The sequence below is a fragment of the Psychroflexus sp. MES1-P1E genome, assembly GCF_002836055.1.
GTDB lineage: Bacteria > Bacteroidota > Bacteroidia > Flavobacteriales > Flavobacteriaceae > Psychroflexus.
The window spans coordinates 1-24,985 of the sequence record NZ_PJBS01000083.1; the positions used below are offsets into that span (position 1 = coordinate 1).

General features: G+C 33.0%; 17 protein-coding genes and 3 pseudogenes. 7 read left to right on the forward strand and 13 right to left on the reverse strand.

Going from position 1 to position 24,985, the window contains the following annotated elements; all coding sequences use genetic code 11:
• Positions 1-221 (forward strand): hypothetical protein (locus tag CXF67_RS18415; protein ID WP_219621004.1); only part of this gene is annotated, 221 nt, incomplete at its 5' end.
• Between the two features lie 286 nt (positions 222-507).
• Here the strand turns inward: CXF67_RS18415 and CXF67_RS01025 are convergent.
• A complete protein-coding gene (locus CXF67_RS01025; RefSeq protein ID WP_102087052.1) occupies positions 508-807 on the reverse strand; it encodes a hypothetical protein in 300 nt (99 codons plus the stop codon).
• A gap of 1,620 nt (positions 808-2,427) precedes the next feature.
• Between CXF67_RS01025 and CXF67_RS01030 the strand changes: the two genes are divergently transcribed.
• Positions 2,428-3,195 carry a peptidase associated/transthyretin-like domain-containing protein gene (locus CXF67_RS01030; RefSeq protein WP_257984534.1) on the forward strand — a complete coding sequence of 256 codons (768 nt, stop codon included), beginning with the start codon at positions 2,428-2,430 and terminating at the stop codon, positions 3,193-3,195.
• Between the two features lie 996 nt (positions 3,196-4,191).
• Here the strand turns inward: CXF67_RS01030 and CXF67_RS01035 are convergent.
• Both CXF67_RS01035 and CXF67_RS01040 read right to left on the reverse strand, forming a co-directional pair.
• The gene (locus CXF67_RS01035; protein WP_102087053.1) at positions 4,192-5,151 is read right to left on the reverse strand and encodes a sodium-dependent bicarbonate transport family permease; all 960 of its coding nucleotides are present in this window, start codon (positions 5,149-5,151) and stop codon (positions 4,192-4,194) included.
• 22 nt (positions 5,152-5,173) lie between these two features.
• Positions 5,174-5,467: a hypothetical protein gene (locus CXF67_RS01040; RefSeq protein WP_102087054.1), complete on the reverse strand. Its 294-nt coding sequence runs from the start codon at positions 5,465-5,467 to the stop codon at positions 5,174-5,176.
• Between the two features lie 639 nt (positions 5,468-6,106).
• Between CXF67_RS01040 and CXF67_RS01050 the strand changes: the two are divergent.
• Positions 6,107-6,397, forward strand: a pseudogene (locus CXF67_RS01050) (LysR substrate-binding domain-containing protein); the annotation flags it as partial.
• 234 nt (positions 6,398-6,631) lie between these two features.
• Here CXF67_RS01050 and CXF67_RS01060 read toward each other — a convergent pair.
• The 5 genes from CXF67_RS01060 to CXF67_RS19105 all read right to left on the reverse strand — a co-directional run bounded on the left by CXF67_RS01060 (position 6,632) and on the right by CXF67_RS19105 (position 17,316).
• Positions 6,632-9,034, reverse strand: a complete 2,403-nt coding sequence (locus CXF67_RS01060) for a glycoside hydrolase family 31 protein (protein WP_102087058.1) — start codon at positions 9,032-9,034, stop codon at positions 6,632-6,634.
• 346 nt (positions 9,035-9,380) lie between these two features.
• On the reverse strand, positions 9,381-11,279 hold the full coding sequence (gene glgB / locus CXF67_RS01065; protein ID WP_102087071.1) for a 1,4-alpha-glucan branching protein GlgB: 1,899 nt from the start codon (positions 11,277-11,279) through the stop codon (positions 9,381-9,383).
• A 3-nt stretch (positions 11,280-11,282) separates the two neighbouring features.
• A complete protein-coding gene (locus CXF67_RS01070) occupies positions 11,283-12,548 on the reverse strand; it encodes a glucose-1-phosphate adenylyltransferase (protein ID WP_102087059.1) in 1,266 nt (421 codons plus the stop codon).
• A 2-nt stretch (positions 12,549-12,550) separates the two neighbouring features.
• Positions 12,551-13,957, reverse strand: a complete 1,407-nt coding sequence (locus tag CXF67_RS01075) for a glycogen synthase (RefSeq protein WP_102087060.1) — start codon at positions 13,955-13,957, stop codon at positions 12,551-12,553.
• Between the two features lie 3,101 nt (positions 13,958-17,058).
• Complete coding sequence (locus CXF67_RS19105) at positions 17,059-17,316, reverse strand: HNH endonuclease (RefSeq protein ID WP_102087062.1); 258 nt, start codon at positions 17,314-17,316, stop codon at positions 17,059-17,061.
• Between the two features lie 192 nt (positions 17,317-17,508).
• On the opposite strand from CXF67_RS19105, the pseudogene CXF67_RS01090 reads away from it, so the two are divergent.
• A pseudogene (locus CXF67_RS01090) lies at positions 17,509-17,883 on the forward strand (transposase); the annotation flags it as partial.
• 44 nt (positions 17,884-17,927) lie between these two features.
• Here the strand turns inward: CXF67_RS01090 and CXF67_RS01095 are convergent.
• Complete coding sequence (locus CXF67_RS01095) at positions 17,928-19,157, reverse strand: SEC-C domain-containing protein (protein ID WP_102087063.1); 1,230 nt, start codon at positions 19,155-19,157, stop codon at positions 17,928-17,930.
• Between the two features lie 560 nt (positions 19,158-19,717).
• Between CXF67_RS01095 and CXF67_RS01100 the strand changes: the two genes are divergently transcribed.
• The 3 genes from CXF67_RS01100 (at position 19,718) to CXF67_RS01110 (ending at position 22,246) form a co-directional block, all read left to right on the forward strand.
• Positions 19,718-19,936, forward strand: coding sequence for a helix-turn-helix domain-containing protein (locus CXF67_RS01100; RefSeq protein ID WP_102087064.1), 219 nt, complete (start codon positions 19,718-19,720; stop codon positions 19,934-19,936).
• A 1-nt stretch (position 19,937) separates the two neighbouring features.
• A complete protein-coding gene (locus tag CXF67_RS01105; protein ID WP_102087065.1) occupies positions 19,938-21,224 on the forward strand; it encodes an MspI family type II restriction endonuclease in 1,287 nt (428 codons plus the stop codon).
• 80 nt (positions 21,225-21,304) lie between these two features.
• Positions 21,305-22,246: a DNA cytosine methyltransferase gene (locus CXF67_RS01110; RefSeq protein WP_102087066.1), complete on the forward strand. Its 942-nt coding sequence runs from the start codon at positions 21,305-21,307 to the stop codon at positions 22,244-22,246.
• Positions 22,247-22,316: 70 nt separating this feature from the next.
• Here the strand turns inward: CXF67_RS01110 and CXF67_RS01115 are convergent, their stop codons facing one another.
• The 4 genes and pseudogenes from CXF67_RS01115 to CXF67_RS18010 all read right to left on the reverse strand — a co-directional run.
• Entirely contained in the window at positions 22,317-22,763 is a 447-nt protein-coding gene (locus CXF67_RS01115) for a TIR domain-containing protein (protein ID WP_102087067.1), read from the reverse strand.
• A gap of 11 nt (positions 22,764-22,774) precedes the next feature.
• The gene (locus CXF67_RS01120) at positions 22,775-23,401 is read right to left on the reverse strand and encodes a hypothetical protein (RefSeq protein ID WP_102087068.1); all 627 of its coding nucleotides are present in this window, start codon (positions 23,399-23,401) and stop codon (positions 22,775-22,777) included.
• Positions 23,398-24,069, reverse strand: coding sequence for a hypothetical protein (locus CXF67_RS01125; RefSeq protein ID WP_145990338.1), 672 nt, complete (start codon positions 24,067-24,069; stop codon positions 23,398-23,400). The genes CXF67_RS01120 and CXF67_RS01125 overlap by 4 nt, the downstream gene beginning before the upstream one ends.
• A 367-nt stretch (positions 24,070-24,436) precedes the next feature.
• A pseudogene (locus CXF67_RS18010) lies at positions 24,437-24,985 on the reverse strand (hypothetical protein); the annotation flags it as partial.

Genomic DNA, 24,985 nt, shown 5'->3' on the forward strand with positions numbered 1-24,985 from the left:
CCCCCAATTTCAACAAATTGACTAAATCCAAGTTCACTACTATTATTTGGCAAATCAGTTTTATACCAGATGATAATCAATGTTCGAAATTAATTATTTTATTCTGTAAGTCATTCATTAAGTATGTGACACACCGTATTCTTATAACGACAGTAAGGGAAAAATTTCTTTGGTTTTTGGCCAACCTTCAACACAACAGAAAGATAAAACTTTTGCCTTAACATAAAGTCTTTATTGCGGTTATAAGGTGTTGTGGTGCATTTTTAATTTTATCTTTTTTAATATTTTTTTCTCTAAATATTTATCACAAAAACTAACCAAAGGGAGTTTTACAGATCCAAAACCGAAAGACAAACAATTTATAAGTAAATCCTTATCATCGTAAATTATAGTAATCCTTTTATCCCATCCAAAAGCACGATCGTAAAAAGGAATATCGATGATTTTAATCTTATCTGAATCTACTAAAAAAATTCATTCTCTGCGCTTCAATAGTTTCTCTAATTATTATCCAATGATTTTTTTATTATCATTTTCCAATAAATTTGCTTGTCCTGTAAGTTTATTGGTTTGAAAATAACTGTAGATTACTAAAACTGATAAGGTTAAAAATATAGTTGGCCCTAAAAATGTTTCAATTTTATTTAAAATAATGTTATTTATAGAATCTATCAAAAAAAAATATGGGATAAATCCTGCACAAATAATACACCGAGGTATTTCTATTAGCTGTAACAAAAAACTTTCTTTGTAAACTAATCGACTTAATTTTATTGATTTATCTATTTCAACTTCAGTTGATGTCATGAATTGTGTATAACTAAAAATTCTGTTAACGTTTTTATTAAGTTAATAGTTTTTTACGCAAGTCCTGTTATAATCGATTTCTTTTCATTCGACCTTTCGAAAATACAATTTATTGAATTTGGGAGAAATAAAACCTTGTTTTAAATACCAGTCCCTTTGCATGTATCAGTCCTCTTGTCTTTCTTAGGTTGCTTTAGGACCATTTGGCATACTAGAAATTACTTTCTATTAAAGGTGATAGTCATTGCAGCATTAATTAATCCTTTCTTATTTGCAGTAACTAATACTTAAAAATATGAAAAAATATTTAAATGCTATTGGTATCGATGTATCAAAATTAAACATCGATCCATATAGTTATAATTGAGCGATGCTCCACTTTTTTTCAAATACCCTTAATTTAAAAATCACTTTTGTTTTAGCCAGTTATTTTTTCCAAGTTCATATCTTCTGGATGTTCAATTATCTCTGTTGTTGAAAAATTCTTTCACAGGTTTCATAAACTTGTCCAGAATCTTTACTGAAACAACATTTGCGATATTCACCTCCACTGTTATTCTTTCTGTTTTTAGAATATTGAAATATTAGTTCAAGATTGCTATAATCTCTTTCAGTTCCTGCAGGAGTATTCTTGAAGAACTCTTCTTGGTTATATAAAATACCATTCGGTCTGAGTCGGTTTTTGATAGGTTAAGAAAGCGAAAATTTAGCATCTTTATTAATCATTCCAGAGAAGTCATCCACGAACTGCTAAACTTCATCATAGGTCTAAAATTTAGCAGCTGAACTTTTTTATGGATAATTTCTAGTGACCCAGTCTATGAACAGGTTGGTTCGATAACAGTCCAAATCTATTTTGAAATTCAGTGGTATGAATGCCAAAAACGTTTTGCTGGCTGAGTTGTATTCTGCGATGGAAAAGATAGTGTTTCAAAGTTTTCATGAGTCTTGTTTTTAAAAGTGTTATTTACCTTCAGATTATCTGTAGCGTCTTTTCAAATTCCAATTGTAAGACTTTGTCTCTTTTAGTCCTCTTGAAATACTGTTGTTGTTTAAGGTTCTCATAGTTCTAATGTTTTAAGTTATATGTGTTTCTCTTTAATAGACGACGAACTTCTATGTTTGTTACAGTACCATGCTAAGCAAAGTACTTAATTTAGCATACTATTAACAAATAGGCGATTTATTCTTAGGTATTGTGGATTGCAAGCATACGTTTGTAAATCAATAATGGGATTTAAAACGAAGTACAGACTAGGGAAAGTTGAATAGTTTATAGCATTAAATTTATGATGTTGTATAAATAAATTGAATTATTCGACGACGTAGTTTATCACAGGTTTCCTGATTGATTGAAATAAAAAATAATTAGCATAGCCTTAGCTACGGTAATAATTTTTGATAAAAAGCAAGCCAAAAAGAAATGATTTATTGTGACATTATAAGTCAGTTGCTAATTTGACTTTGTATTTTGTGAACTCACAGAATGCCTTTTTGAGTCTAGTTCTTTTAATAGAGGAGAGCGAAAAGTGTTGACAAACTGATTTTATACAGGGTTTTAAACAATGAGACCTCAGCTAAAACTTAAAATTTATATCTTTAGAGGAGCTTTGTTAACCGATGAAACTAATTTTATTACTTATTTATTTAATTCCAGGGGTGCTCTTTTCACAAGCAAAGCCTCAAAAGCAGATGAGGGGTATAGTGATGAATAGAGATTCTATTATTCAGGATGTAACGGTTATAAACAAAAACTTAGGTAAATTTTCAAGAACTAATTCTAATGGTATTTTCAATGTAAGGGCAACTATAGGGGATACCTTACTTTTTTCTCATCTTTCCTTTAGCACCTTCAGTAAAAAAATAACTTATGAACTTTTGAAACAAGACACGTTAAGGATTCAAGTTCCAGATATGAGCAATCGCTTAGAGGAAGTTCAAGTTAACGCCTATCCCAATATCAATGTAGTGTCCCTAGGGATTATAGACAAAAAACCCATCCGGCTTGCCAAGAACCGAAGGCGGTTAAAAACAGCAGGTGACTTTAAGCCTATTCACCTTCTAGCCATTTTAGGGGGATCATTGCCTTTAGACCCGATCATCAACAAGATTTCTGGCAGAACAAAAAAACTGAAAAAATTGGTCAACTTTGACCAAGAGGAAAAGGTGTTTGACTTTATAGTCCACACTTATGAAGAGTATATCAAGGAAGACCTAGGGATTTTAAAAGGAGAATTTAACAGATTTGTATATGTCCTCGCAAACGATCCATCAATTCTAAGCTCTATAGAAGAAGGTAATAGCTCACAGCTCAAATTTTTCATTCAAGACGCAGCGATTCCCTTTAAGACCGCTGCTGCCGAAGTTGATATGCCAAAAGAAGATTGATTCTTCCTTTCAGTTTAATCAGTTTGACTTGGTTCACGATAAATTCGATTATCTAGTATTGATCTATAATTAAATCCCACTTTATAAGAAAAATTCAAAAACTGCTATCTTATTTTTTGAATTTCAACTGGTGCCATTAAATGCTCTAAACAAAAATTTAATGGCCAAATTTTGGCTGTAAGGCCCTATTTTAAGTTATAAACTCTGTAAGACTCTATCTATTTTGAACTAATATGAAGTTTAATACAATGGTTAGTTATCCAAAATATTTTAAAATGGCTTGTGCACTTCTATTAATCCTATGTTTTTGAAGGAGTTCAAATTTAACCCATCGATCAATCTTGACATTTTTTTTACAAGTTGATCTATCAGTTTTAAGCTAAACATATCAGGTACTTAGTTCTAAATACTGGATTCATATTCATACTCTATTCAAAGAAATACCCTGAAATAATTCTGAAATTGAACTATCTATAATAGGAATATTCAGAGATAGATAGAGTCCTATTGAACAAGTACATTTCTAAAATAACCAGGGTGTTTGTTCACCATAAAATACCAATAAAGCTTGCCTAAATGGCTGTAAGCAGCAAAAATGAGATCTAAAAATCTTGTTTTTAAAAGTGTTATTTACCTTCAGATTATCTGTAGCGTCTTTTCAAATTCCAATTGTAAGATTTTGTCTCTTTTAGTCCTCTTGAAATACTGTTGTTGTTTAAGGTTCTCATAGTTCTAATGTTTTAAGTTATATGTGTTTCTCTTTAATAGACGACGGACTTCTATATTTGTTACAGTACCATGCTAAGCAAAGTACCTAATTTAGCATACTATTAACAAATAGGCGATTTATTCTTAGGTTTTGTGGATTGCTATCATCCGTTTTTCAGGCTTCCCTATCTAGAAAATTTAAAGTGAGGAATTGCAAAATATTAATTTTGCAAACAGATGCCCTTTCAATTTAATTTTTCCCTTTCACAGTAAAGAGGACAGGATTTTTCAGTGTATCAAATACAAATAGAGCGGAAGCCCTATAGTGATATTAAGCGGAAATGTGATCGCTAAAGCCATGGGTAAATAAAGACTTGGATTTGCTTTAGGAGCTGCAATTCTCATAGCTGCGGGAACAGCTATATAAGATGCACTTGCCGCTAGAATAGCGAGTAATAAACGATCCCCTGTTTCTTGTATCACATAAACTGATAATAAAGCAACGACACAACCATTTATAAGTGGTACAACGATTGCAAAGACTAAGGCAAACCAACCTTTCTTGATAAGGACACCTATTTTTTTACCACTAGTAATCCCCATATCTAATAAAAATACAGCTAAAAAACCTTTAAACAAATCTGTTGTAAAAGGTCTTATACCAGCGGCTTGAACATCACTTGCTATATAACCAATAACTAGACTTCCTAGGATTAGAACAACACTGCCGTTGGTGACAGCATGTTTTACAAGACCCCATATTTTGCTGGCAGATCGCTCTTCCCCTTTGGAACACAGGCTGATTAAAAGCACTCCTACAATAATAGAAGGGGCCTCCATGAGAGCCATCACAGCAACCATATGGCCACCAAACGGAATCCCTTCCATTTCTAAATAACTTATGGCAGTCACAAAGGTCACCGCACTTACAGATCCATAAGCCGCTGCTATTGCCCCTGCATTCTCAATAGAAAATTTGAGTCTTAGAATGAAAAAAGTATATAAAGGAATTAGTATTGACAAAGCGAGTCCTATGAAAACAGCCCAATAAATATCGGCTGTAAATTCACTATGCGATAGCTCTTGACCACCTTTAAAACCTATGGCAAACAATAAATAAAGCGAAATAAACTTTGATGAACTTTTAGGAATTTCAAGATCACTCTTAACTTGGGAAGCAAGTATTCCTAAAATAAAAAAAAGCAATGCTGGATTCGACAGGTTATCTGTCAAAAGATGAAGATCCATAGTGATTTGTTAAAAAACTGAATTAATCTATGACTTCTATTTCTAGGACACCATTGATTTTAATCTTTTTACCCGTTAATTTTGCTTCAATACAAATGGCTTTGAATTCTTTTCTTTTTTCGATTAACTCAGTCACACGACTATCATCATAACCACTATCACTATTTACATTTCCTTCACGCATAGATAGTCTGTTTAACTTATGAAAATTGATCTTCTCTCTGATGAGTCTACTAATGACGTCTGATGCTTCTGACGGTATAAATACTCCATCTACTAATTGAACTTTACTGAGCACTTTTTTACTTATTGACATCCTAGTAGTTATTTTTAATATTCTTAATATGAGGTAGTATTGCTAATGCAGCGATTAAAAAAACAATGAAAAGCGACATCATTAAGAAAGATGACATGGGATGTTTCTCTATGACGCAAATAACGATAACGACCAGATAAGCCATACTTAATAAAGCTGTACCTGCATATCTCATTACTCGATAAACACAATCCAATTTAACTTCTTGTAAAAGTTGAAATGATCGCTCCGGTGGCATTGAGTGTTCATTAGATCTTCTGGTTTTAAATTGCTGAGGCATGATTTATCTTATAAAATGTACGCTACAAAGATGCACAGTTCAATCCATTAATTTTAATTTATATTTGTAATGAAATACATAAATAAATATTATGTGTTATATCCGCTCCAAATGATTAAAAAAATGAAGTCTTACAATAGCATCTGAAGCATTAACTTTCGCTTAGGCATCTTGTTTCTATACAACTCAAAAAAACACAATAGCAGCTTCCTATTTATTCACCTAAAGTTATAGGAAGGCTTTATGTCACAGATTTTGGCCATGAACTGTGAGACATAGCAAAGTGGGTCATGGAAGAAGTCCAAGCCGTAGACCACAAGACAAATCAGGATTAATACTAACTAGCGGAAAAACTAAAGCTATCTATTGTTTCTGACGGTAAATACGTGATGCCTTACTTCCTTTATGGATTTTTAAATGAACACAACGGCGTAGATTTTTCAATGGATATAACTAATAAAAAAAATGTCATCCATGATCTAAAAGAGGATAAAGTTGACTTTGGTTTAGTGTCTGTTTTGCCTGAACATCTTGATCTCAAGACCTTACCTCTTATGAAAAATGAGCTGTATCTGTTAGGTACTACGGATAGAGAAAAGAATGGAAAAGGCAAAAAAGAACTGATTTTTTCTCAAGACCCTTTGTTGTAAAGAGAACAAGATTCTGCCCCTAAAAATGCTATGGAGAACTTTATTCAAGGTAAAAATTTGATAGCTAACAAAAAGATTGACAATAAATTATTAGTATTAGGACTACTCCATAGATGTTCCGCTTTCGCGAAATCAAATCTTGTAAAAATCTCCTATAATTACCATTGCTCTGAAAAATTATCAGCAAAAAAAGAGACCGTTAAGCCTCTTTTTTATACCTAAATCACTCTACATTTATTTCCCGACAATATGCAACTCGGCAAAATTCTTGTCCAAATACATGGTTTGAGTTTTTTGATCATAGTTTAAATCTTTAAAAGATATCTTGACATTATCTACCTCAATATATTTGATTTTAAATGGAAGTCCTATAAAATTAAAACGCAACGTTTCATATTCTGTCATGTATTTCCCATCCTTATATTGAGAAATAATGATTTCTTTTTCCTTTCCTTTAAAACTTAAATTTCTAAGACTGAAACGTCCTTTTTTATAGTCATAACCATCTGTTGCATCTTCATAGACAATAGATTTTTCTTTGCCTCTGGTGTAATAAACATCAAGTGTTAAAAATTCGATTCTCTTCTCTCCTACATACTGCATGACAGGATAACGCGGTATAATAGCCCCAGACTTCACAAATAACGGAATCTCATGAATATCTGCGTCCACCCATACTTCTTTACCTCCTGTAATTGTTTCCCGCGTCCAGAAGTTGTACCACTCGCCTCTTGGGATGTACATTCTACGTCCTTTGGCATTAGGTTCTAATATAGGACAGACTAAAATTTTATCACCAAATAGAAATTCGTCATTCCTATAATGGGTCTGCGCATCTTCTTGATCATAAACGACTAGTGATTTTAACATAGGCGTTCCTTCTTCAGCATACTGCCAGAAAGTGGTATATAAGTAAGGAAGCAGTTTATAGCGCAGCTCAATAAACTTTCTTGTGATATTAGTAATGTTCTCATCAAATGTCCACGGTTCTTGATCACCATGATCACCACTAGAATGCACCCGACAGAAAGGATGAAAAACACCTAGTGCGATCCATCTTGCAAAAAGCTCTCCAGTGGGCTGCTCTGCAAATCCGCCTATGTCAGATCCTGCAAATGACATTCCTGAGAGTGCCATGCGCTGCGCTTGAATATTTGCAATACTCAAATGTTCCCAGGTTGCTACATTATCACCAAACCAACTGGAGGAATATCGTTGTGTACCAGAATAAGCAGACCTTGTGATGACAAATGGACGTTTGGGATATATATATTTCTTTACACCTTCATACGTAGCCCTAGCCATTTGAGCACCATAAATATTATGTGCTTTTCTGTGAGAACATGGGTGACCATCATAGTCATGACGCACGTCATCTGGAAATGTTTTATTAGGCACTCCCATGACCGCAGGCTCGTTCATATCATTCCATATACCAGCGAGACCGTTATCTGCAATAAGTCCTTTGAATAAATCTGCCCACCAGGATCTTACTTTAGGGTTTGTATAATCTGGAAAATAACATTCTCCGGGCCATACCTTTCCTTTCATATAAGGACCATCAGCTCGTTTACAGAAGTAATCGTTTTCCATAGCTTCTTGATAGACATAATAATCTGGATCTACCTTGATTCCTGGATCTATGATCGCGATGGTCTTAAAACCTTCTTCTCTTAAATCGCTGATCATTTTAGTAGGATTGGGAAACTTCTCATTATCCCATGTAAAACAACGAAAGCCATCCATGTAGTCAATATCCAAATAAATAGCATCACAGGGAATTTGTAACTCGCGGAATTTGGACGTGATCTCTCTTACATTACTTTCTGGATAATAGCTCCATTTACACTGGTGAAAACCAAGCGCCCATAAAGGTGGTAATTCTGGTTTACCGGTAAGCTCTGTATAAACACTTACCACACTAGTGACATCTGGACCATAAATAAAATAATAATCCATATTCCCACCTTGCGCCCAGAAACTGGTTACATGATGACGCTCTTGTGCAAAATCAAAGAAGGATCTAAAAGTATTATCAAAGAAAATACCGTAAGCAGCTTTGTTTTGAAGGCCGATGTAAAAGGGTACATTCTTATAAAGCGGATCTGTAGTTTTTCCAAATGCATATTGATCTGTTCCCCACATTTCAAATCTTTTGGCACGCAGATTATTATCTGCTGGCTTATCGCCGAGACCGTAATAGCTCTCACCAGGCTGTGCTTTTTTAGACATTTTAACTACCTCGCCACCATATTGATAACTTTCTTCGTAATGAAAACCCAACTCATCTTCACAAATAATATTTCCTGTGAGGTCAAAAATGCGAGATTTTAAATCGGCCTTTGCGATATGACATACGATCTTTGAAGTGGTAATCTCGTAGAAATTTTTCTTTTCTACAACGCTAAGTTTATTATAACCCCTATTACTCGTAGCTTCTACCGCGTAAGAAAAATCTTTCTCAAGTTCACCACCCGTGCCATATTTAAATCTTATAACGCTGTCACGAAATATTTGCATCCGTAAAATAACACCGTTATCAGCATGAAAAGTGAGCGTATCTACCACATGATCAAAAGAGGTTAATTTCCCTGGAAAGACATTTCCTTGACTGTGCAATTCTGTATTAGTAATCATAGAATAATGGTGTTCAGTACGTTAAAAACAACCTTAAGAAGATTGTTCTGATGAATGAAAATAGGAAAAACCAACTAAATTACCACGTTATAATTGAGATAGTTACGCCATGAATAGGATTGTAAATTTGATAAAAAACGGAGCTAAAATTGAGGAATTCACATTATAATACGATTATATTTTTATTTAATAAAAGAAAAATAGTGAACAAAATCGCAAAATATTAAGTGCTCATATTTACTAACGAAATTACAGTCAAACAAGTCGAGAAATTATTACGGCTTAATGAAGACCCTTTTAACAATTTAAAATCTAAACTTGTTAGGCCTGGTAAATTAACAAATCTCTAAACTCCATAAACCAAAACACCCAAAGGCGGCAATTTCAATTCTATACTTTGCTTCCTATTTTGCCAGTCTTTTCTTTGAGGCGTGAACGATTTTTTTACAACCCTATCAGATCCTCCATATTTCATCTCATCACTATTAAATAACAATTTATATTTCTTACTAGTCGGTAATCCTATGCGGTAATAATCTCGAACTACTGGGGTCATGTTACAAACTACCACTAGATGAGAATTCGTTCCTTTTCTTATATAACTGATTACAGAATTCTCGTGATCATCATAAGAAATCCATTCAAATCCCTCCTTACTAAATTGTTTTTCGTGTAAGGCTTTTTGTTTTTTATAGAGCTTGTTCAAATCTTTAATCACTTCTTGAATTCCTTGATGTGGCTCAAAATTAGTAAGGTGCCAATCCAGACTTCCATTAAAATTCCATTCTTCATGCTGTCCAAATTCTGATCCCATCATCAATAAAGTCCCTCCTGGATGTGTGAACATATAGGAATAAAGCAATCGCAGATTAGCAAACTTTTGCCACTCGTCACCAGGCATTCTTCCTAGAATAGAGCTTTTACCATAGACCACCTCATCATGAGATAAAGGCAACATAAAGTTTTCAGTAAATGCATAAGTCATGGAGAAGGTCAAATCATTTTGATGGTGACGTCTGTAAATGGGTTCTTTTTTAAAATATTGCAATGTATCGTGCATCCAACCCATCATCCACTTCATCCCAAAACCTAATCCTCCAACTGAGGTAGGCGCGCTGACCATGGGAAAGCTGGTGCTTTCTTCGGCAATGGTTTGTGTATCTGGATAATTGAGATAAACGGCCTCGTTCATTTCTTTAAGAAAAGCGATCGCTTCTAAATTTTCTCTACCACCATATATATTAGGATCCCATTCTCCTTCTTCTCTGGAATAATCTAAGAATAACATACTAGCGACTGCATCTACTCGCAAGCCATCGATGTGGTATTGATCGAGCCAAAACAGCGCATTAGAAATTAAAAAGCTTTTTACCTCATTGCGACCGTAATTAAAGATCAAGGATTTCCAGTCTTGATGATACCCTCTTTTTCTATCTGGATGCTCGTATAAATGTGTTCCATCAAAATAACCTAATCCATGTGCATCTTCCGGAAAATGTGATGGTACCCAATCGAGTAGGACACCTATTCCAGCATTATGACAGGCGTTTACCAATTCTTGGAACTCTTCTGGATATCCAAATCTTGCCGTAGGAGCAAAATAACCCGTAATCTGATAGCCCCAAGAAGGATCATAAGGGTACTCCATAATAGGCATGAACTCGATATGTGTGAACTGCATCTCTTTTGCATAAGCTACCAGATCAACAGAAAGCTCCTGATAACTAAGGCTTCTATTCTCTTCTAATTTCTTTTTCCAGCTACCTAAATGAACTTCGTAAACAGAATAGGGTGCATCAAGCGCATTATTTTTCTTGCGCGATGTCATCCATTCTTGATCGTTCCACTTGGGTTTGTAATCATAGACAATACTTCCTGTGCGAGGCGGATGCTCACAACGACGTGCGTAAGGATCAGCCTTTTCTGTAACTATATTATTATGTGAAGACTGGATTTTGTATTTATAAATAGCGCCATGTGCTACGCCAGGAATAAATCCTTCCCAAATACCGCTGCTGTCCCAACGCACTTGAAGTTGGTGTTCCTTTTCAGTCCAGAAATTAAAGTCTCCTATAACAGAAACAGTTTTGGCGCTAGGTGCCCAAACGGCAAAATAAGTTCCTTCCACGCCATCAATATTCATGACATGAGAACCAAACTTCTCATACAATCGGTAGTGTTTACCGCTCTTGAATAAATCAATATCAAAATCTGTAAAGCGACTGTATGTAATTACATGAGCCATCATTTAAAGAGAAAAACCTTTAGGGATGACAGCATTTTTCTTAATCACAACAATTCCGTCTTTTATGACATACGTAGCTGTTTCCGTATCTGTTAAATGTTTACCACCATTAATTCTTACATCATCTCCTATACGCGCATTCTTATCGATAATGGTGTTTTCTATAAAACAACGTTCTCCTATTCCCAAAAGGACCTCTGGCTTGTCTTTTTCCATAGCTTCTAGAGTCTCATAATCATCATTACCCATCATATAGGTATTGATTACTGTTGATTCTTTACCTATTCTTGAACGTATTCCTATGACAGAACGCTCAATTTTTGCGGCATGAATAATACAACCTTCGGCAATGACTGCTTTATTTAACTGCGTACCTGTTATTTTTGAGGTGGGCAACATTCTTGCGTTGGTATAAACACGTTGCTTGAGATCATAAAGATTGAACTCTGGGATATCGTCGGTAAGACCAATATTAGCCTCAAAAAACGAATCTATATTCCCTATATCCGTCCAGTATCCTTCAAATTGATAGCTCAATATATCATACTTATCAATAGACTGAGGTATGATTTCTTTACCAAAGTCAATGGTACTTTTATCGTTCATTAACTCGATCAACAGGTCTTTATTAAAAATATAGATTCCCATACTAGCGAGGTGAACCTTCCCTTGTTTTTCCATATTATCACTTACTGGACTTATCCAGTCTGGTAATAAGCTTGTTACTGGTTTTTCAATAAAAGAGGTAATAGTGTTGTTATTATCCGTCTTAAGAATACCAAAAGATGGTGCGTCTTTTGCATTCACGGGAATCGTAGCTAGAGATATTTTTGCTCCTGCATCGATATGTGCTTGGATCATTTCATTAAAATCCATTTGATACAACTGGTCCCCTGAAAGTATGAGTGCATATTCAAAATCATGTCTTAAGAAATGGTGCATGCTCTGCCGTACGGCATCTGCAGTTCCTTGGAACCACGCTTTATTATCAGGAGTTTGCTCTGCTGCAAGTACATCTGCAAATGCAGAACTGAAAAAGCTAAAGTGATAGGTGTTTTTAATGTGTCTGTTTAAAGAAGCTGAATTGAATTGGGTCAACACAAACATCCTTTTGATATTAGAATTAATACAGTTAGAAATTGGAATATCAACTAATCGGTATTTCCCTGCAATAGGAACCGCTGGTTTGGAACGACTCTCTGTAAGGGGATACAATCTTGTCCCCTGACCACCACCTAAAATAATACTTAAAACTTTGTCATTAATCATTATCAGTTTGTTATGGAGTTATAAAGTTGTATGTACACACTGGCAGATCGGTTCCAAGAATGGTCTATGCTCATGATCTGCCTTCTTATTTTTTTAAATTTTTTTTGGTCTTTAAAAAATGTTGCTGCTCTCTTTATGGAAGATACCATTTGTTCTACCGTGGTATCTGAATGGATAAATCCAAAACCTCCATCTTCAACATCTACAATAGTATCTTTTAAGCCACCTATGCTACTTACTACTGGAATGGTTCCATATCTTAAAGAATACATCTGGTTCAATCCACAGGGTTCTACTCGAGATGGCATCAATAAAAAGTCTGCTCCTGCATAAATCACATGCGATAGCTCTTCATTATAGCCAATATAGGCATTGTATTTGCCTTTAAATTTATCTTTAAGGTCCACAAGTCCTTGTTCTGTTTCAGGATCTCCTGAGCCTAATAATAAAATAGAGACTTCTTGATGATTTAGAACTTGCTTAAAAGCTTCTGGAAAAAGATCAGATCCTTTTTCATAGACCAGTCTTCCTATAAAAACAAAAAGGGGCTTATCAACATCTAAATCATAAGTATCACATATCCATTTTTTATTAGCTTTTTTACCACTCAGGTTTCTGGATACTGTATAATTCATTTTCAAGTAGGGATCTGTTGCGGCATTCCAAACCTGAGTGTCGATCCCATTGAGAATTCCAATACATTTATCAGCTTCATGACTAAGCAATCCTTCCAGACCATTGGCAGCTGTTTTTAATTCTTCCATATAACTAGGAGAAACCGTATTGACTCGCCAGGCACATTTTATAGCACAAGCCAGCGGATTTATATTTCCATACCAATCTAATAAACCAGAGTGTTCTTCATTAAATGCAGGAATCAAATCGATTTGCTCATAAGAAAACCAGCCTTGATATTGAGCGTTATGAATACTTATAACACTGGGTATATTTTTAAAAGCAACAAATTCATCGCAATATTGCATCATAAAGGGAATCAATCCCGTGTGATGATCGTGGCAATGAATCACGTCTGGTAATTGCGTTTGTTTACCTAACCAGTGTAAAGCAGCAATTTGAAAAGCCATAAACCGCTTTGTATCATCGCTAGAGTAAACATGACTTTTAAAGAGCAGCTCTGGGATATCGATCAAATTGAGTTCAAAGCCCAGCTCTAAATTTAAGAGTTGAAGCACGTTAAATTTATATTCTCTGTCCGCTAATTTAAGTTTCCCTTCATTAATTTTTTTGAATTTATTTTTAGCAGTAAATGCCAGGTCGTAAAAGGGCATTATAACGCTAGCTTGCTCTCCAAGATCATTTTGATATTTAGGAAGTGCTCCCACAACATCTGCCAGACCGCCTACTTTGGCCACTGGATAACACTCTGCGCTTATATGTGTAACTTTCATAATATTAATTTAACATCTCACAGATTATATTGAATTAACCGGCGTTATTTTTAGAGACCTAAATATAATATAAGAAACTGAGATTTACAAAAAATTATTCAATGATAGAAAGTTGATCTGCCGCCCATATAATAGCTCTGTTCATATTTGAGAAAATTTCAAAGGGTTTTGAACTAAATTACTTTTCATAAAGCGCTGTATTCCAATTCATAGCACTATGAGTAACTCTACACATAGCTTTTAAATTATCCATCTCAGCACCCTTTAAATAAACCAGAGAATTAACAGAATAGGAATTTACTCTATTAGTTATATAGACCCTCTATAAAATGTTTGTCTATCATCGCTCTTAAATTTTGAACTCTACAACCAGTGTCTCCCCCTTCTTTTATTTGGTTGACTAAGTAATTTTCAAAAACTAAAACCTCTGAAGACCCTAGGTGGTAATACTTTAATGTGTTTATAAATAGGTACACCAGTAGAAGTGTTTCTTATGGTTTAAAATTGGTGTATTTATTTTTTTATCTCTTTACCATCTCTGCCATACTCTGTTGTTTTGGTGGTGCTTATTCCTCCATTAGGATTGTACGTTGTTATAGTTTTAGCATATATGTTTTCACCATAGGCGTACACAAATTTTTTGATGCGTAGTTCGTTTTCAAATTCTTCGATTAGCTCAGGGTATACACCTATAGATTTAGAGCGCTTCGCGAGTTTTTATTCCTTATGCAATGTTTCGATAGTTAAGGGAAGCTTCCATTTTTAATTCTCTTACCATCTTCAAAACTGATTTGCTTTATAACATCATCATTTTTATCTTACAACTAATTAAATTTATAATGTCGTGCGAATAAATTGAATCTTACTAAAGCGTAGCTCAGTTCAGGTTTTTTGATTGAAATTAAAAATAATTAGCATAGCCTTACTCACGGTAATTATTTTTGATAAAAAGCAGGCGAAAAAAGCCTGTGCCAAATTCGTTTCGGTGAAACGAATTATTGCGACATTATAGGTTTAACCTGGTATCTTAATAAGACTCATAATAGAAAGGTGACTTTAACTTCTCCATTTCAAAAAAAAGGCCTGCTCCTTTAACAATAATCGGGCATAGCCTTCTTAATATCTGCTTTATCTTGTTTACCAGTGCCATCCATTTCTGTTACTTCAAATACATTTTATTTCTGTCTTTAAAGTTTTTCAAGCTCTGTGTTTAGAGTTTAGCCCTTGATAAGAACGGGCGTCTGTCCGAGAATTTTAACAGACAAACTCCTCGGGAAACCTTCTTGATATTACTCTTTTTAAATATTTCTTATGTACACTCAAAAATCAAAATCAGAGACGTGTGCTTTATAGGCTTGCCACTTCTCTTTGAGTACCTTTTTTATCTTTAAGATTGATGTGCTTTTAAATAATAGTACTTTGAAATGGCGCCATTAGATATAAAATCTCAGTGAAGATTGGTCTTCTATGATACAGCGGGTCTGCTTTTGGTAAAAATTTAGTCTCGCTTATATCTTTTTGTTTAACGTTGATCTTTTTCACTGACCTAGAATTGAAGCCCACTCTTGGAAATAGCCATCCAAAAACGGCTATTTCACTTACTATCTTTTTTTAGTTTCAGTAATTTTTAAGCAAGTTTAAAATGAATTAACTAACATTAATCCAGAATAGAACCCCGCTCCTGCAAATAGACATCGAACAATTCCTATCTCACTTACTATCTTTTTTTAGTTTCAGTAATTTTTAAGCAAGTTTAGAATGGATTAATTAGTGCTGATCCAAAGTTGAAGCCCACTCCTGCAAATAGACATCCAAAAAATGCCATCGCATTTGTCTTGTTTTCCTGATCAAAGTAAAGCTTTAAGCAAGTTTAAAATGGATTAACTAAGGTTGATCCAAAATTGAAGCCCACTCCTGCAAATAGACATCCAAAAAATGCTGCCGCCTCTTTCTGTCTTTTTTATTTGGCATAAACCTTCAAGTAAGCTTGAGTTTATTCCAAATAAAAAATCCAATGCTTTCACATTGGATTTCTGTTTTCTGTGGGTCATACTGGATTCGAACCAGTGACTTCTACCCTGTCAAGGTTAATTTTAAGCTTTTATTGTACTGTAAAACAGTAATTTATAGTATTTTAATAACATGTCAGTAACAAAAATACAGCGACTATTTACAAGAATAAGAAAGGAAATAGGGGATCAAACTTTAACATTATTGAGCTACAGTTTTCGCAAATGAGTCTAATTAATATTTCAATTAATCCCATTTACAATCTCTATAGCTTAATCAAATGAAAGCCCTTTTGAAAGCTAATTTATATAAGTATTTTCCATATCACGTAAGAGTGCATTGATATGATATATTTTGCCATCATCTTGACTTTTCTCTACATCTTTTCTAATTTGTATTAAAAGATGCCTTACATCATCATACATATCCATTTTAGATACTAAGACAGATTCATCAAGTTGTGCAAGATGAGACTTTAAGACAGAAGTCTGAAATAATACCATTAGGTAAAAGTATTTCTAAATAGATTGGTCCTCTAAAATAGTAAACTTATTGAGTAATAGAGTGAAATTATTATTACAGTTTTAATGTATTACATTTCATAGTCTATAATATTATATTCAACATGATAGAATTAAGCTTGAATCCACTCGATTTCACTATTTGTAATACAAATCAACGGTGTTTACAGGGTGTCATACACGATTTGTAATACATTTTAAAGGTTTTCTCCCTTTTGTAAGACAATGAATCTCCCTTTTGTAAGACAATGAATCTGCCTCTGTATTACATTCCAAATATCATTTAATTATCTTTCAATTTCATGTGTCATTGACTTAAGCGATGAAACTGGAAACTAGAAACAAAAGCCTGTAAAGTCATAATCAAATGAATTACAGGCTTTTAAAATGATGGCATAAAATGTTTCAAGTTTCCTGTTTGCTATGTTTTGTTCTATATTTTAAGATCCTGTATAATTAAATGCCTAGATTTTCTCAAACAGTTATTTTAAAAATTTATTATTATCGTCTTCTGTAACAAATACTATTTACCTGCTTTATGGTTCTCAGTAATAATAACTTTTAGTTCTTTTACTGTATATGCTGGCTTTCTTTCCGCAAAATTGAATGACAGTTCGGACATACTGGTATTAAATCAGTTTTAGGATTTACTGAATATTCTTTCCCAATTGTTGAAATTTCAACTTTATGATGAACGTGAATAAAACCAGCTCCAATTTCTCCGTATTTTTCCTGAAAATCCAATCCGCATACATTGCACTTTGCTCCAAAATGATCAATACATCTTTTTCTTGCATCTTTATCTCTTTCGTAGCTGTTGACTTGAATGGTTTTAGATGCGCCCTCTAAAGGGTCTTAATTACTTTTTACTTGATCTGGATAGACTATTCTCTCTGTTTGGTTTTCTAACAAACTTAAATACTTATCATAAACGTTTTTTTGACTCTTTATCGATGTGCCAAAGGTATTCTCATAATATTAAAAATGTTTTAAAAGAGAAGAAAGAGCTTTTCTCAAACCATTGGACCTAAAACATCAATTATGTTAGTGGTTTTAACAGGTGGTTTTGATCGGTTTACAAGTGCAGCAGAACTATGTAGTTACGCTGGTCTAACGCCAGTGATTAGGCAAAGTGGTAGTCGTGTAAAAGGACGACCTCGAATAAGTAAAATAGGGAATCAGAAACTGAGAAATTTATTATTTATGTGCAGTTTTAATGCTTGTAAATACAACAAGGCTTGTAGAGAAGTTTATGAGCGAATAGTAGCAAAAGGTAAGAGTAAAAAATTAGCATTAATAGCGGTATGTTATAAGCTATTAAAACAAGCCTTTGCTATTGCTAAATCAGGGTTGATATATGATAAAGAATATAAAAGTACTCTAGTGAGAAATTAATGCATTTTTACTTGTTTTTTACCACAGTACTTTGTTGGGCATAGTTATTTTCCTTTGTAATGGCATTCTCCTAAAGTTTTTCCACTTCCACAAGGACAAGGGTCATTTTTAGACATAAAACTCTCTTTTACGAGAAAGTTGGGTTCTCCTTTAAATTCCCCTTTTTCACCTGTTTCTGCAATTTTTAATATTTCTTCAAATTCCTCTTTTGCTCTTGCTTTATCTTTTTCCGAAGGTTTTAATTTAGCAGATAATTCTAAATTAAAAAGACTATCCCAAATTTGAAATGTTTCAGTTTCTTTATCAGGCGGAATTTCAGACCAATTTTCACTTGTGTTTAATTCTTGAAACTTCACTAAATCACCTTTCAATGATTTCAATGATATGAATCGGACATTTTTTGGTTGAATTACACTAAAAAGAGAAATTAAAAATTTATCATTTGTACTAAATACGCTTGAAAATGGTGCGTAAAATAAATATTCTAAATCTAATAAATTGGTTAATCTATCTCCGAAAAGACTATTGTTCATACCAATGAAAAACATTGAAACAATCGAATAACAATAATATGCGTATTCTGCAAATTCTTCTAATTGGTAAACATTTCCGTTATTATATCTTTTTAAAATCTCTCTTTTTTTATCTTCTTCTATTTGAAAATAGTTAAGCATTAATATTAGAGTGTCCTCTTCATCCATTTCAATATTAATTCTCTCAAAAAATCGTTCTTTTAATTCCTCAAATTTTTTCGGATTTGTTGCCTTGGTATTTTTAACTTTTATATTATCTAAATGCTCAAATTTATTTTTAAAATCATTTATTACATTTTCATCATTAGATTCATTTCTCCATAATGTCGAAGTTATTTCATCAATGGATTTGAAGTTTCCTACTTTCCAACGTTTGATAGATTTTTCTTCTTCAGTTTCTTTAAAAGTCAAACCATTTTTTTTTCCTGTTTTTATGGATTCGTTTGCAATTAAAAATGGCCGATTTTCGCTATCAGTAAACTTTCCAAGAAATGAATATTCTATAATTGATTTGCAAGGCATATTTACATAAGAATTATATGGGAATAATTTTTTAGATAAATTGATCACCTCTTCTTTAGGTGTTTTTCTCCCAGCCTTTTCTTCTTTCGATAAATCTCCTAAAATTTCTGAAACCAATAAAGGTGTTATATTGACTCTATAGTATCTGTGTAATTCAATAATATCTCTATAGTTTAGACCTTGAAAAGTAGATTTATCTAATACAATTGGTACTGACATTATGGGTTGGTTTTAATTACTTACAACAATTAGGCTATGCGCCGTTGCGCTTAATTAAAGATAAAATTTATTTCGGAGTAAGGACTTGCGAATTTGAATGATTTATCATTCGAAGCGAGATTTAAGCGATGGAGTATAGGTCGTGTTAGGTACAGTCTAATTTTATTGCTTGTTTCATAAACGGTTTTTTATTTTCAAAAATTGAATTGACATATACAAGTTCAAACACGAATTTTCTGTAAAAGCTTTAACCATGATTTTTTTCAAGAAGCATAAGCCCGATGTCTTTTTTGGCGCTGTGAAGCACATCACTTCTTTCGATATAGAGTATTGATGAGATTATTTTGCAATTGTTCAATTTTAACTTGTCTTCCTTCCTTCCTTCCTTCCTTTCTTCAAATCTAGCTCCGCGAGCTATTTTCGTTAAGTCGTATTTCAGGAACTGATGTAGTATTTAATCTTCTTGAACTATACTTACGGTGGGTTTTAAATTTGTAATTTCTTTCATGTCAACCTTTTGTATGACCTAAATGTCAACTTATTCGCTGACATTTGATTAGATGGATAAAGAAGAACTAAAAGGGCAAATAGGTAGACGAATCATTAAGTTACGTGCAGTAAAAGGCTGGAGTCAATCAGATCTCGCAAGAGCAAGTAACAAAGACCGACAAGCAATAGAAAAGCTTGAAAACGGTAGGGTTAATCCAACAATTTTCTCTTTGTATGAAATAGCCAAGGTATTAGATGTTACTCTTTCTGAACTGTTGAAATTAAAATAGAATGAAGAAAAAAGATATTGTTTCCTCAGGGAACCAAATGAAAGCATTGGCAGGAGCAGCATTGGATAAGTTCATTGATCAGGAGTTAGATATTATAAAACATGAAGGCATAATTAAGGATTACAAAAAGCGGGTAAATTTTAATCATGTTGAGTATCCTTATGATAAGCAGTTTTTAGCTAATTTCTTGATTGAAACATTAGAGAAGAAATTTATTGTGGTTAGAAGTTCAAATTCTTTTAGGCAGGATCGATCGAAAATTGGTTTTTATGATTTCGATGGAATACTCAAACATTCAGAATTTTCGAAAGAAATTATTGCTACGATTTATCTAGTTCCAGATTCGGAATTGGATAATGTAAACTTTATTCATACTAGAGAAAAAATTAAGAGCAAGGAATTTTATTGTCCTGCTACTCATCTATTGTCTTTTTCAGAATTTATGTCCTTTTTAGAAGGACATAAATATGAGGTGTTAAACTCGGATGTTGATGAAGAGGAGGTTTTAATAAAAGAAGAAGAAGCCCTTGCGTTAATGACCGCCGAGGAAAGAGGGAGTTATTATGGAAAAAAAGGAAATTCCTATGAGAGACATTTAGTTTCAATGTTTTCAGATAATAGAAATCTAAGACTATTCAGAGAAGGTCAATTAACTGGTGACAGTACATTTAATCTAGTGTTAGCGAGAATATTGAATGATAACGATGTAAACTTAGAAGATGTGCTTAAAGTCAGTGCAACCAATTCGGTTCCTTTATTGATGAATGGAGGAACGCCTAAAACAGATGTCATTTTAATAATAGAGGTGTCAGGTAATTTGGATATAGTAGAAACTCTTTCGTTAAAGAATACCAATAACACTCGTGTTTCATGTCATGATTATAAAGCATTCGATTATATCCGAATATTGAAATGCGAAGGGACGCGATTAGCAGATTATTTCAATCGCTTTCAAAATAATCCTTCAGCTAAAGATTTTTCAGAACTTCTTCAAGAGGGTTATTCGGTAGAGAAATTTTCGAGCCTCCTTAATGATAAAAAGGAAGTTTTTAATAATTGGGTTTTGCGCGGAATGTATGATGAATTAAATTTAACTGTTCCAGAGGTACAAGTATCAAATTACCTATTAATCAGGAAAGGAGATATTGTATCATTTTATTCAATGCTGCAATATATTGCTTTGATTTCGGAAAAATCGAAGAAAGTTTTTGGAGTACCTTTTGGATGGACTTACCCTTCAAAACAAAGAGGTAAGCGGATCCAATTAAAAGTTCCTGTAATCATGTAATTATCGGAATTCGCAAATTTTATATGTAGATTTGTTATTCATTTAATCAAAGTTTAAAACACATAATATTTGTTAAAGTAATGGCTCGTAAGAAGTATAAATTTATAGATTTATTTGCTGGTGTTGGTGGAATTAGAATTGCCTTCGAGAAGAATAGTTGCAAATGTGTTTTTAGTTCAGAATGGGATATTTATAGTCAGAAAACCTATTTCGAAAACTTTGGCGAAATGCCCGATGGAGACATTACTAAAGTTGTTGAAAATGATATTCCGAATCACAACATATTAACTGGTGGGTTTCCATGCCAACCCTTTAGTACAATAGGAAAAAGACAAGGTTTTGATCACCCAACACAAGGGACATTATTTTTCGATATTGTAAGAATATTAGAAGCAAAAAAGCCGGAGGCTTTTTTGCTTGAGAATGTTGCCGGATTGGTCAATCATGATGGTGGAAAGACATTCAAACAAATCATAAAAACACTAGAAAATGAACTTCATTATAAAGTAGAATCGAAAGTTTTAGATTCAGCAGACTATGGAGTAGCTCAGCATAGAAAAAGAATTTACATTGTTGGTTTTAGTGAAAAAGTATCAAGTTCAAAAGAGTTTAAATTTGAATGGCCAGAAAAGAATAAGAAGAAAGTTGGAGTAGGTCAGTTTGTTGAACAGCATGATAGTGGCTATACTATTTCAAATCATTTACAGAAATCTTACATATATAAATTACCAGACGGTAGACCTCAGGTTATAAATGAAGAGTCAGATATTCAAGTTAAAACCTTGGTTTCAACCTATCATAAAATACAAAGGCTTACAGGTACATTTGTTAGTGATGGTAATACTGGTTTAAGATTACTTTCGGAAAATGAATGTAAGGCAATAATGGGATTTCCATTAGATTTTAAGTTCCCTGTGTCACGAACTCAAATGTATCGTCAAATGGGGAATTCAGTTGCAATTCCAGTCGTTCAAAAAATAGCTAAACAGATAACAACAACACTTAGCACAGCGGGTATCTAACAGGTTATGGACTGGGGTTTTAGTTAGCTTTTCTTATTTTAATAGCTTCATCTATCCAGCTGTCAATATTTTATGCGATATAGGCGTACACTCCTATGCTTGTTGTCCTTTGTGGGTCATATACTTTTGCGATTGTTGAAAGCCTATTTTTTGTTGGACCATGGGTTACATAAAAAAGAGGGTTAGCTCCTTTAGAGCATTGCTTTTCATCCACATCAGTTATATTATGAATATATATAACAAGTATCCCTATACCGTTGTTCCAAAATTGAACAATTTCATGATTAATCCATTTACGGTTTGCTGTGTTTGATTCCGTAAGAATTACTGTGCACGTCCGACCTTTCATTTGGTCAGCAATCCATTCTTTAATTTTTTTATCTCCTCCACCAGTCATGGTTTCCCAATCATTATCTTTTGCAGGTTTATTTCCTTCAATTGTTCCAATATTACGCACTTTGGATACTCTCCAATTATAAGGTTTGTATTGGAAACTATAAAAACATTTTCTATCCATTTTATTAAGTATTATTCTTTACTCACAGTATCTACAGAGTTTTCATTTGAATAAAAATTATTAATTATTATTGGTGGTTCTGTTTTAACTTTTAATTCGATTTGACTTGATTTAAGGTTTGCATCAACTTCTATGATTTTTGTTTCACTTACTGTAAACACATATAATAACGAAGCGATAATTAATGATATGACAACCAAAGACAAATAAAAGCCTAAGATTGTCTTTAACTTTAGAACAGCAACCCATGAGTTGTTTTTCCAAATTTCAAATTTCTTAAAATTCATGTTGAAATTAGAGATTTCCCCCGTTTCGTTATCGAATAATGTTTTATCAAAATATTTTTTATAAGTTTCTTTTTTTGGTAATACAAAAGACCCATTTGCAACAGCATTGTATAAATCAACAAAACACCTTTCATTAGATAAATAAAAAGCATCTAACCCCCAGAAAATAACAATGGGGGCAATAGAAATTAGAACAATACTTGGTTCTTTTATTGTTCCAGCCAAAGCATAAAGTGCTGCTGAAATTGTTATTGTCCAACCTTTTATTGTAAATGAATTAGAGTTATGCCTGTTAATTACACCTTGTATAAACTCTAAATGTTTTCGTTTATCCTCCTCAATAGCTGTCATAATCGTTTAATTTTCGGAAAAGTAATTTCGTATAATCTATCTAATGCTTTCTCTTTTTGAGATACACTTTTATTTTTTTTCCATTCGTTTAGTACAGTATGGTCAATTTCTTTTAAGTGTTTATAGTTTAATTCATAAGAAACTTTAAGCACTTTCTCAGGTGTGTCATCACCATCAAAATTGTAGAACTTTTGTGATTCGTTTATAATTTTTATTCGTTCAGGAGTTGTTTTTCTAACTGTTTCTGAAAATGCAATTTCAGAATAAATCCAAGGAGATTCAGTCCTCTTTCCTTTATCAAATGATTTGATTGAATTTGGAGTGTCATAAAAAATCAAACATTCTGTTTTATCAATCATTGAAGATAATGCTGTTGCAACCATCATATGAACATGACTTGATGAAGAAAGAACTTTATTATAACTATAAATGCGATTTTCCTTATCCAGCCAACTATACTTATTGTCAATCATTTGAATCAAATCATTACCATAACCCCAAATACAAGAATCTATAAAAGTGGTTAAGTTGAATGTTTTCTTTAACCAACCTGCAAAAACAATAGTTTCTTCTTTGTCATTGTGGGAATGTGAAAGAAAAATATTTGCTTTAATTTTAGGAAACCAAGAGTCAATTATCTGACTGCCGTCTAATGTTTTACTATCCAAAAAGAAATTGTTAAGAGAATTTTGCACGTAATTTTCATACGATTTATATAGGTCATTACCTATACGATAGCATTCATCATATTGAATACCAAAATTTACCTTATTTAGTTTATATCCTTTAAACATTATTTAAAATTTGAAGTATCTTTTCCTTACCCATAGCGTTTAGTATAAGGAACGTAGGGCAGTTGATAAGCACTTCGTTTCGGTTTATTACTTAGCTAAATATAAATATTTTGCTTTTATCTTTTTTTCTATAAACGCCAAATTTTATATTTAGCGGACTTTGTTAATATTCACAGACCTTTCGGTTTAGCACAAACGCCCTATGTTTTTTATACATTGTTAGCATTTCGTGTTTTTATATCTAGTTCTTCAAACTTTTATCTTTTTTATCATAAAACTTCCCAATAGTATAAGTTTCAATATCTAACTCGCTTGCAATCATTGATGTGGTCATTATTATTTGAAATTTATCATTTTTCAACGAAAGTGATTTTGATATTTCAGCAATATTTTTTTGAAAATTTTTACTTCTTTCTTCTTCCATTCCTTTATCCTCAATGTTGTCACATAATATAAATCTTGGGTATCTAAAATAGTCCAATTCAACAGATGCAAAAAATATAGCGAAACGAACACAGTTTTTTAATAGAACTAACGAACTGGCAGAAAATCTATTTCTATCATCTAGGTAAAAAGAGTTCTTCCCAAAATTAATTGATATTTTTCTACCATTTTGAAACTTTTCTTCATAAGCACCATCACCTTTTAATAATTCTAGAGCATATTTTTGAATTGTTGAATATGCAGAAGTCGCTTTTTTTCTTTGTAATTTGGAATGTCTTTCAATTGCATCTGAAAGTCTTTCTTTTGCGCTACTTAAAACAAATATTTCGTTTTTGAATTCTTCATA

Excerpts from the sequence above, each read along its gene's own strand:
- CXF67_RS01025 (WP_102087052.1), bottom strand. The coding sequence starts at position 807 with ATGACATCAACTGAAGTTGAAATAGATAAATCAATAAAATTAAGTCGA.
- CXF67_RS01030 (WP_257984534.1), top strand. The coding sequence starts at position 2,428 with ATGAAACTAATTTTATTACTTATTTATTTAATTCCAGGGGTGCTCTTT.
- CXF67_RS01035 (WP_102087053.1), bottom strand. The coding sequence starts at position 5,151 with ATGGATCTTCATCTTTTGACAGATAACCTGTCGAATCCAGCATTGCTT.
- CXF67_RS01040 (WP_102087054.1), bottom strand. The coding sequence starts at position 5,467 with ATGTCAATAAGTAAAAAAGTGCTCAGTAAAGTTCAATTAGTAGATGGA.
- CXF67_RS01060 (WP_102087058.1), bottom strand. The coding sequence starts at position 9,034 with ATGATTACTAATACAGAATTGCACAGTCAAGGAAATGTCTTTCCAGGG.
- glgB (WP_102087071.1), bottom strand. The coding sequence starts at position 11,279 with ATGGCTCATGTAATTACATACAGTCGCTTTACAGATTTTGATATTGAT.
- CXF67_RS01070 (WP_102087059.1), bottom strand. The coding sequence starts at position 12,548 with ATGATTAATGACAAAGTTTTAAGTATTATTTTAGGTGGTGGTCAGGGG.
- CXF67_RS01075 (WP_102087060.1), bottom strand. The coding sequence starts at position 13,957 with ATGAAAGTTACACATATAAGCGCAGAGTGTTATCCAGTGGCCAAAGTA.
- CXF67_RS01095 (WP_102087063.1), bottom strand. The coding sequence starts at position 19,157 with ATGTCAGTACCAATTGTATTAGATAAATCTACTTTTCAAGGTCTAAAC.
- CXF67_RS01100 (WP_102087064.1), top strand. The coding sequence starts at position 19,718 with ATGGATAAAGAAGAACTAAAAGGGCAAATAGGTAGACGAATCATTAAG.
- CXF67_RS01105 (WP_102087065.1), top strand. The coding sequence starts at position 19,938 with ATGAAGAAAAAAGATATTGTTTCCTCAGGGAACCAAATGAAAGCATTG.
- CXF67_RS01110 (WP_102087066.1), top strand. The coding sequence starts at position 21,305 with ATGGCTCGTAAGAAGTATAAATTTATAGATTTATTTGCTGGTGTTGGT.
- CXF67_RS01115 (WP_102087067.1), bottom strand. The coding sequence starts at position 22,763 with ATGGATAGAAAATGTTTTTATAGTTTCCAATACAAACCTTATAATTGG.
- CXF67_RS01120 (WP_102087068.1), bottom strand. The coding sequence starts at position 23,401 with ATGACAGCTATTGAGGAGGATAAACGAAAACATTTAGAGTTTATACAA.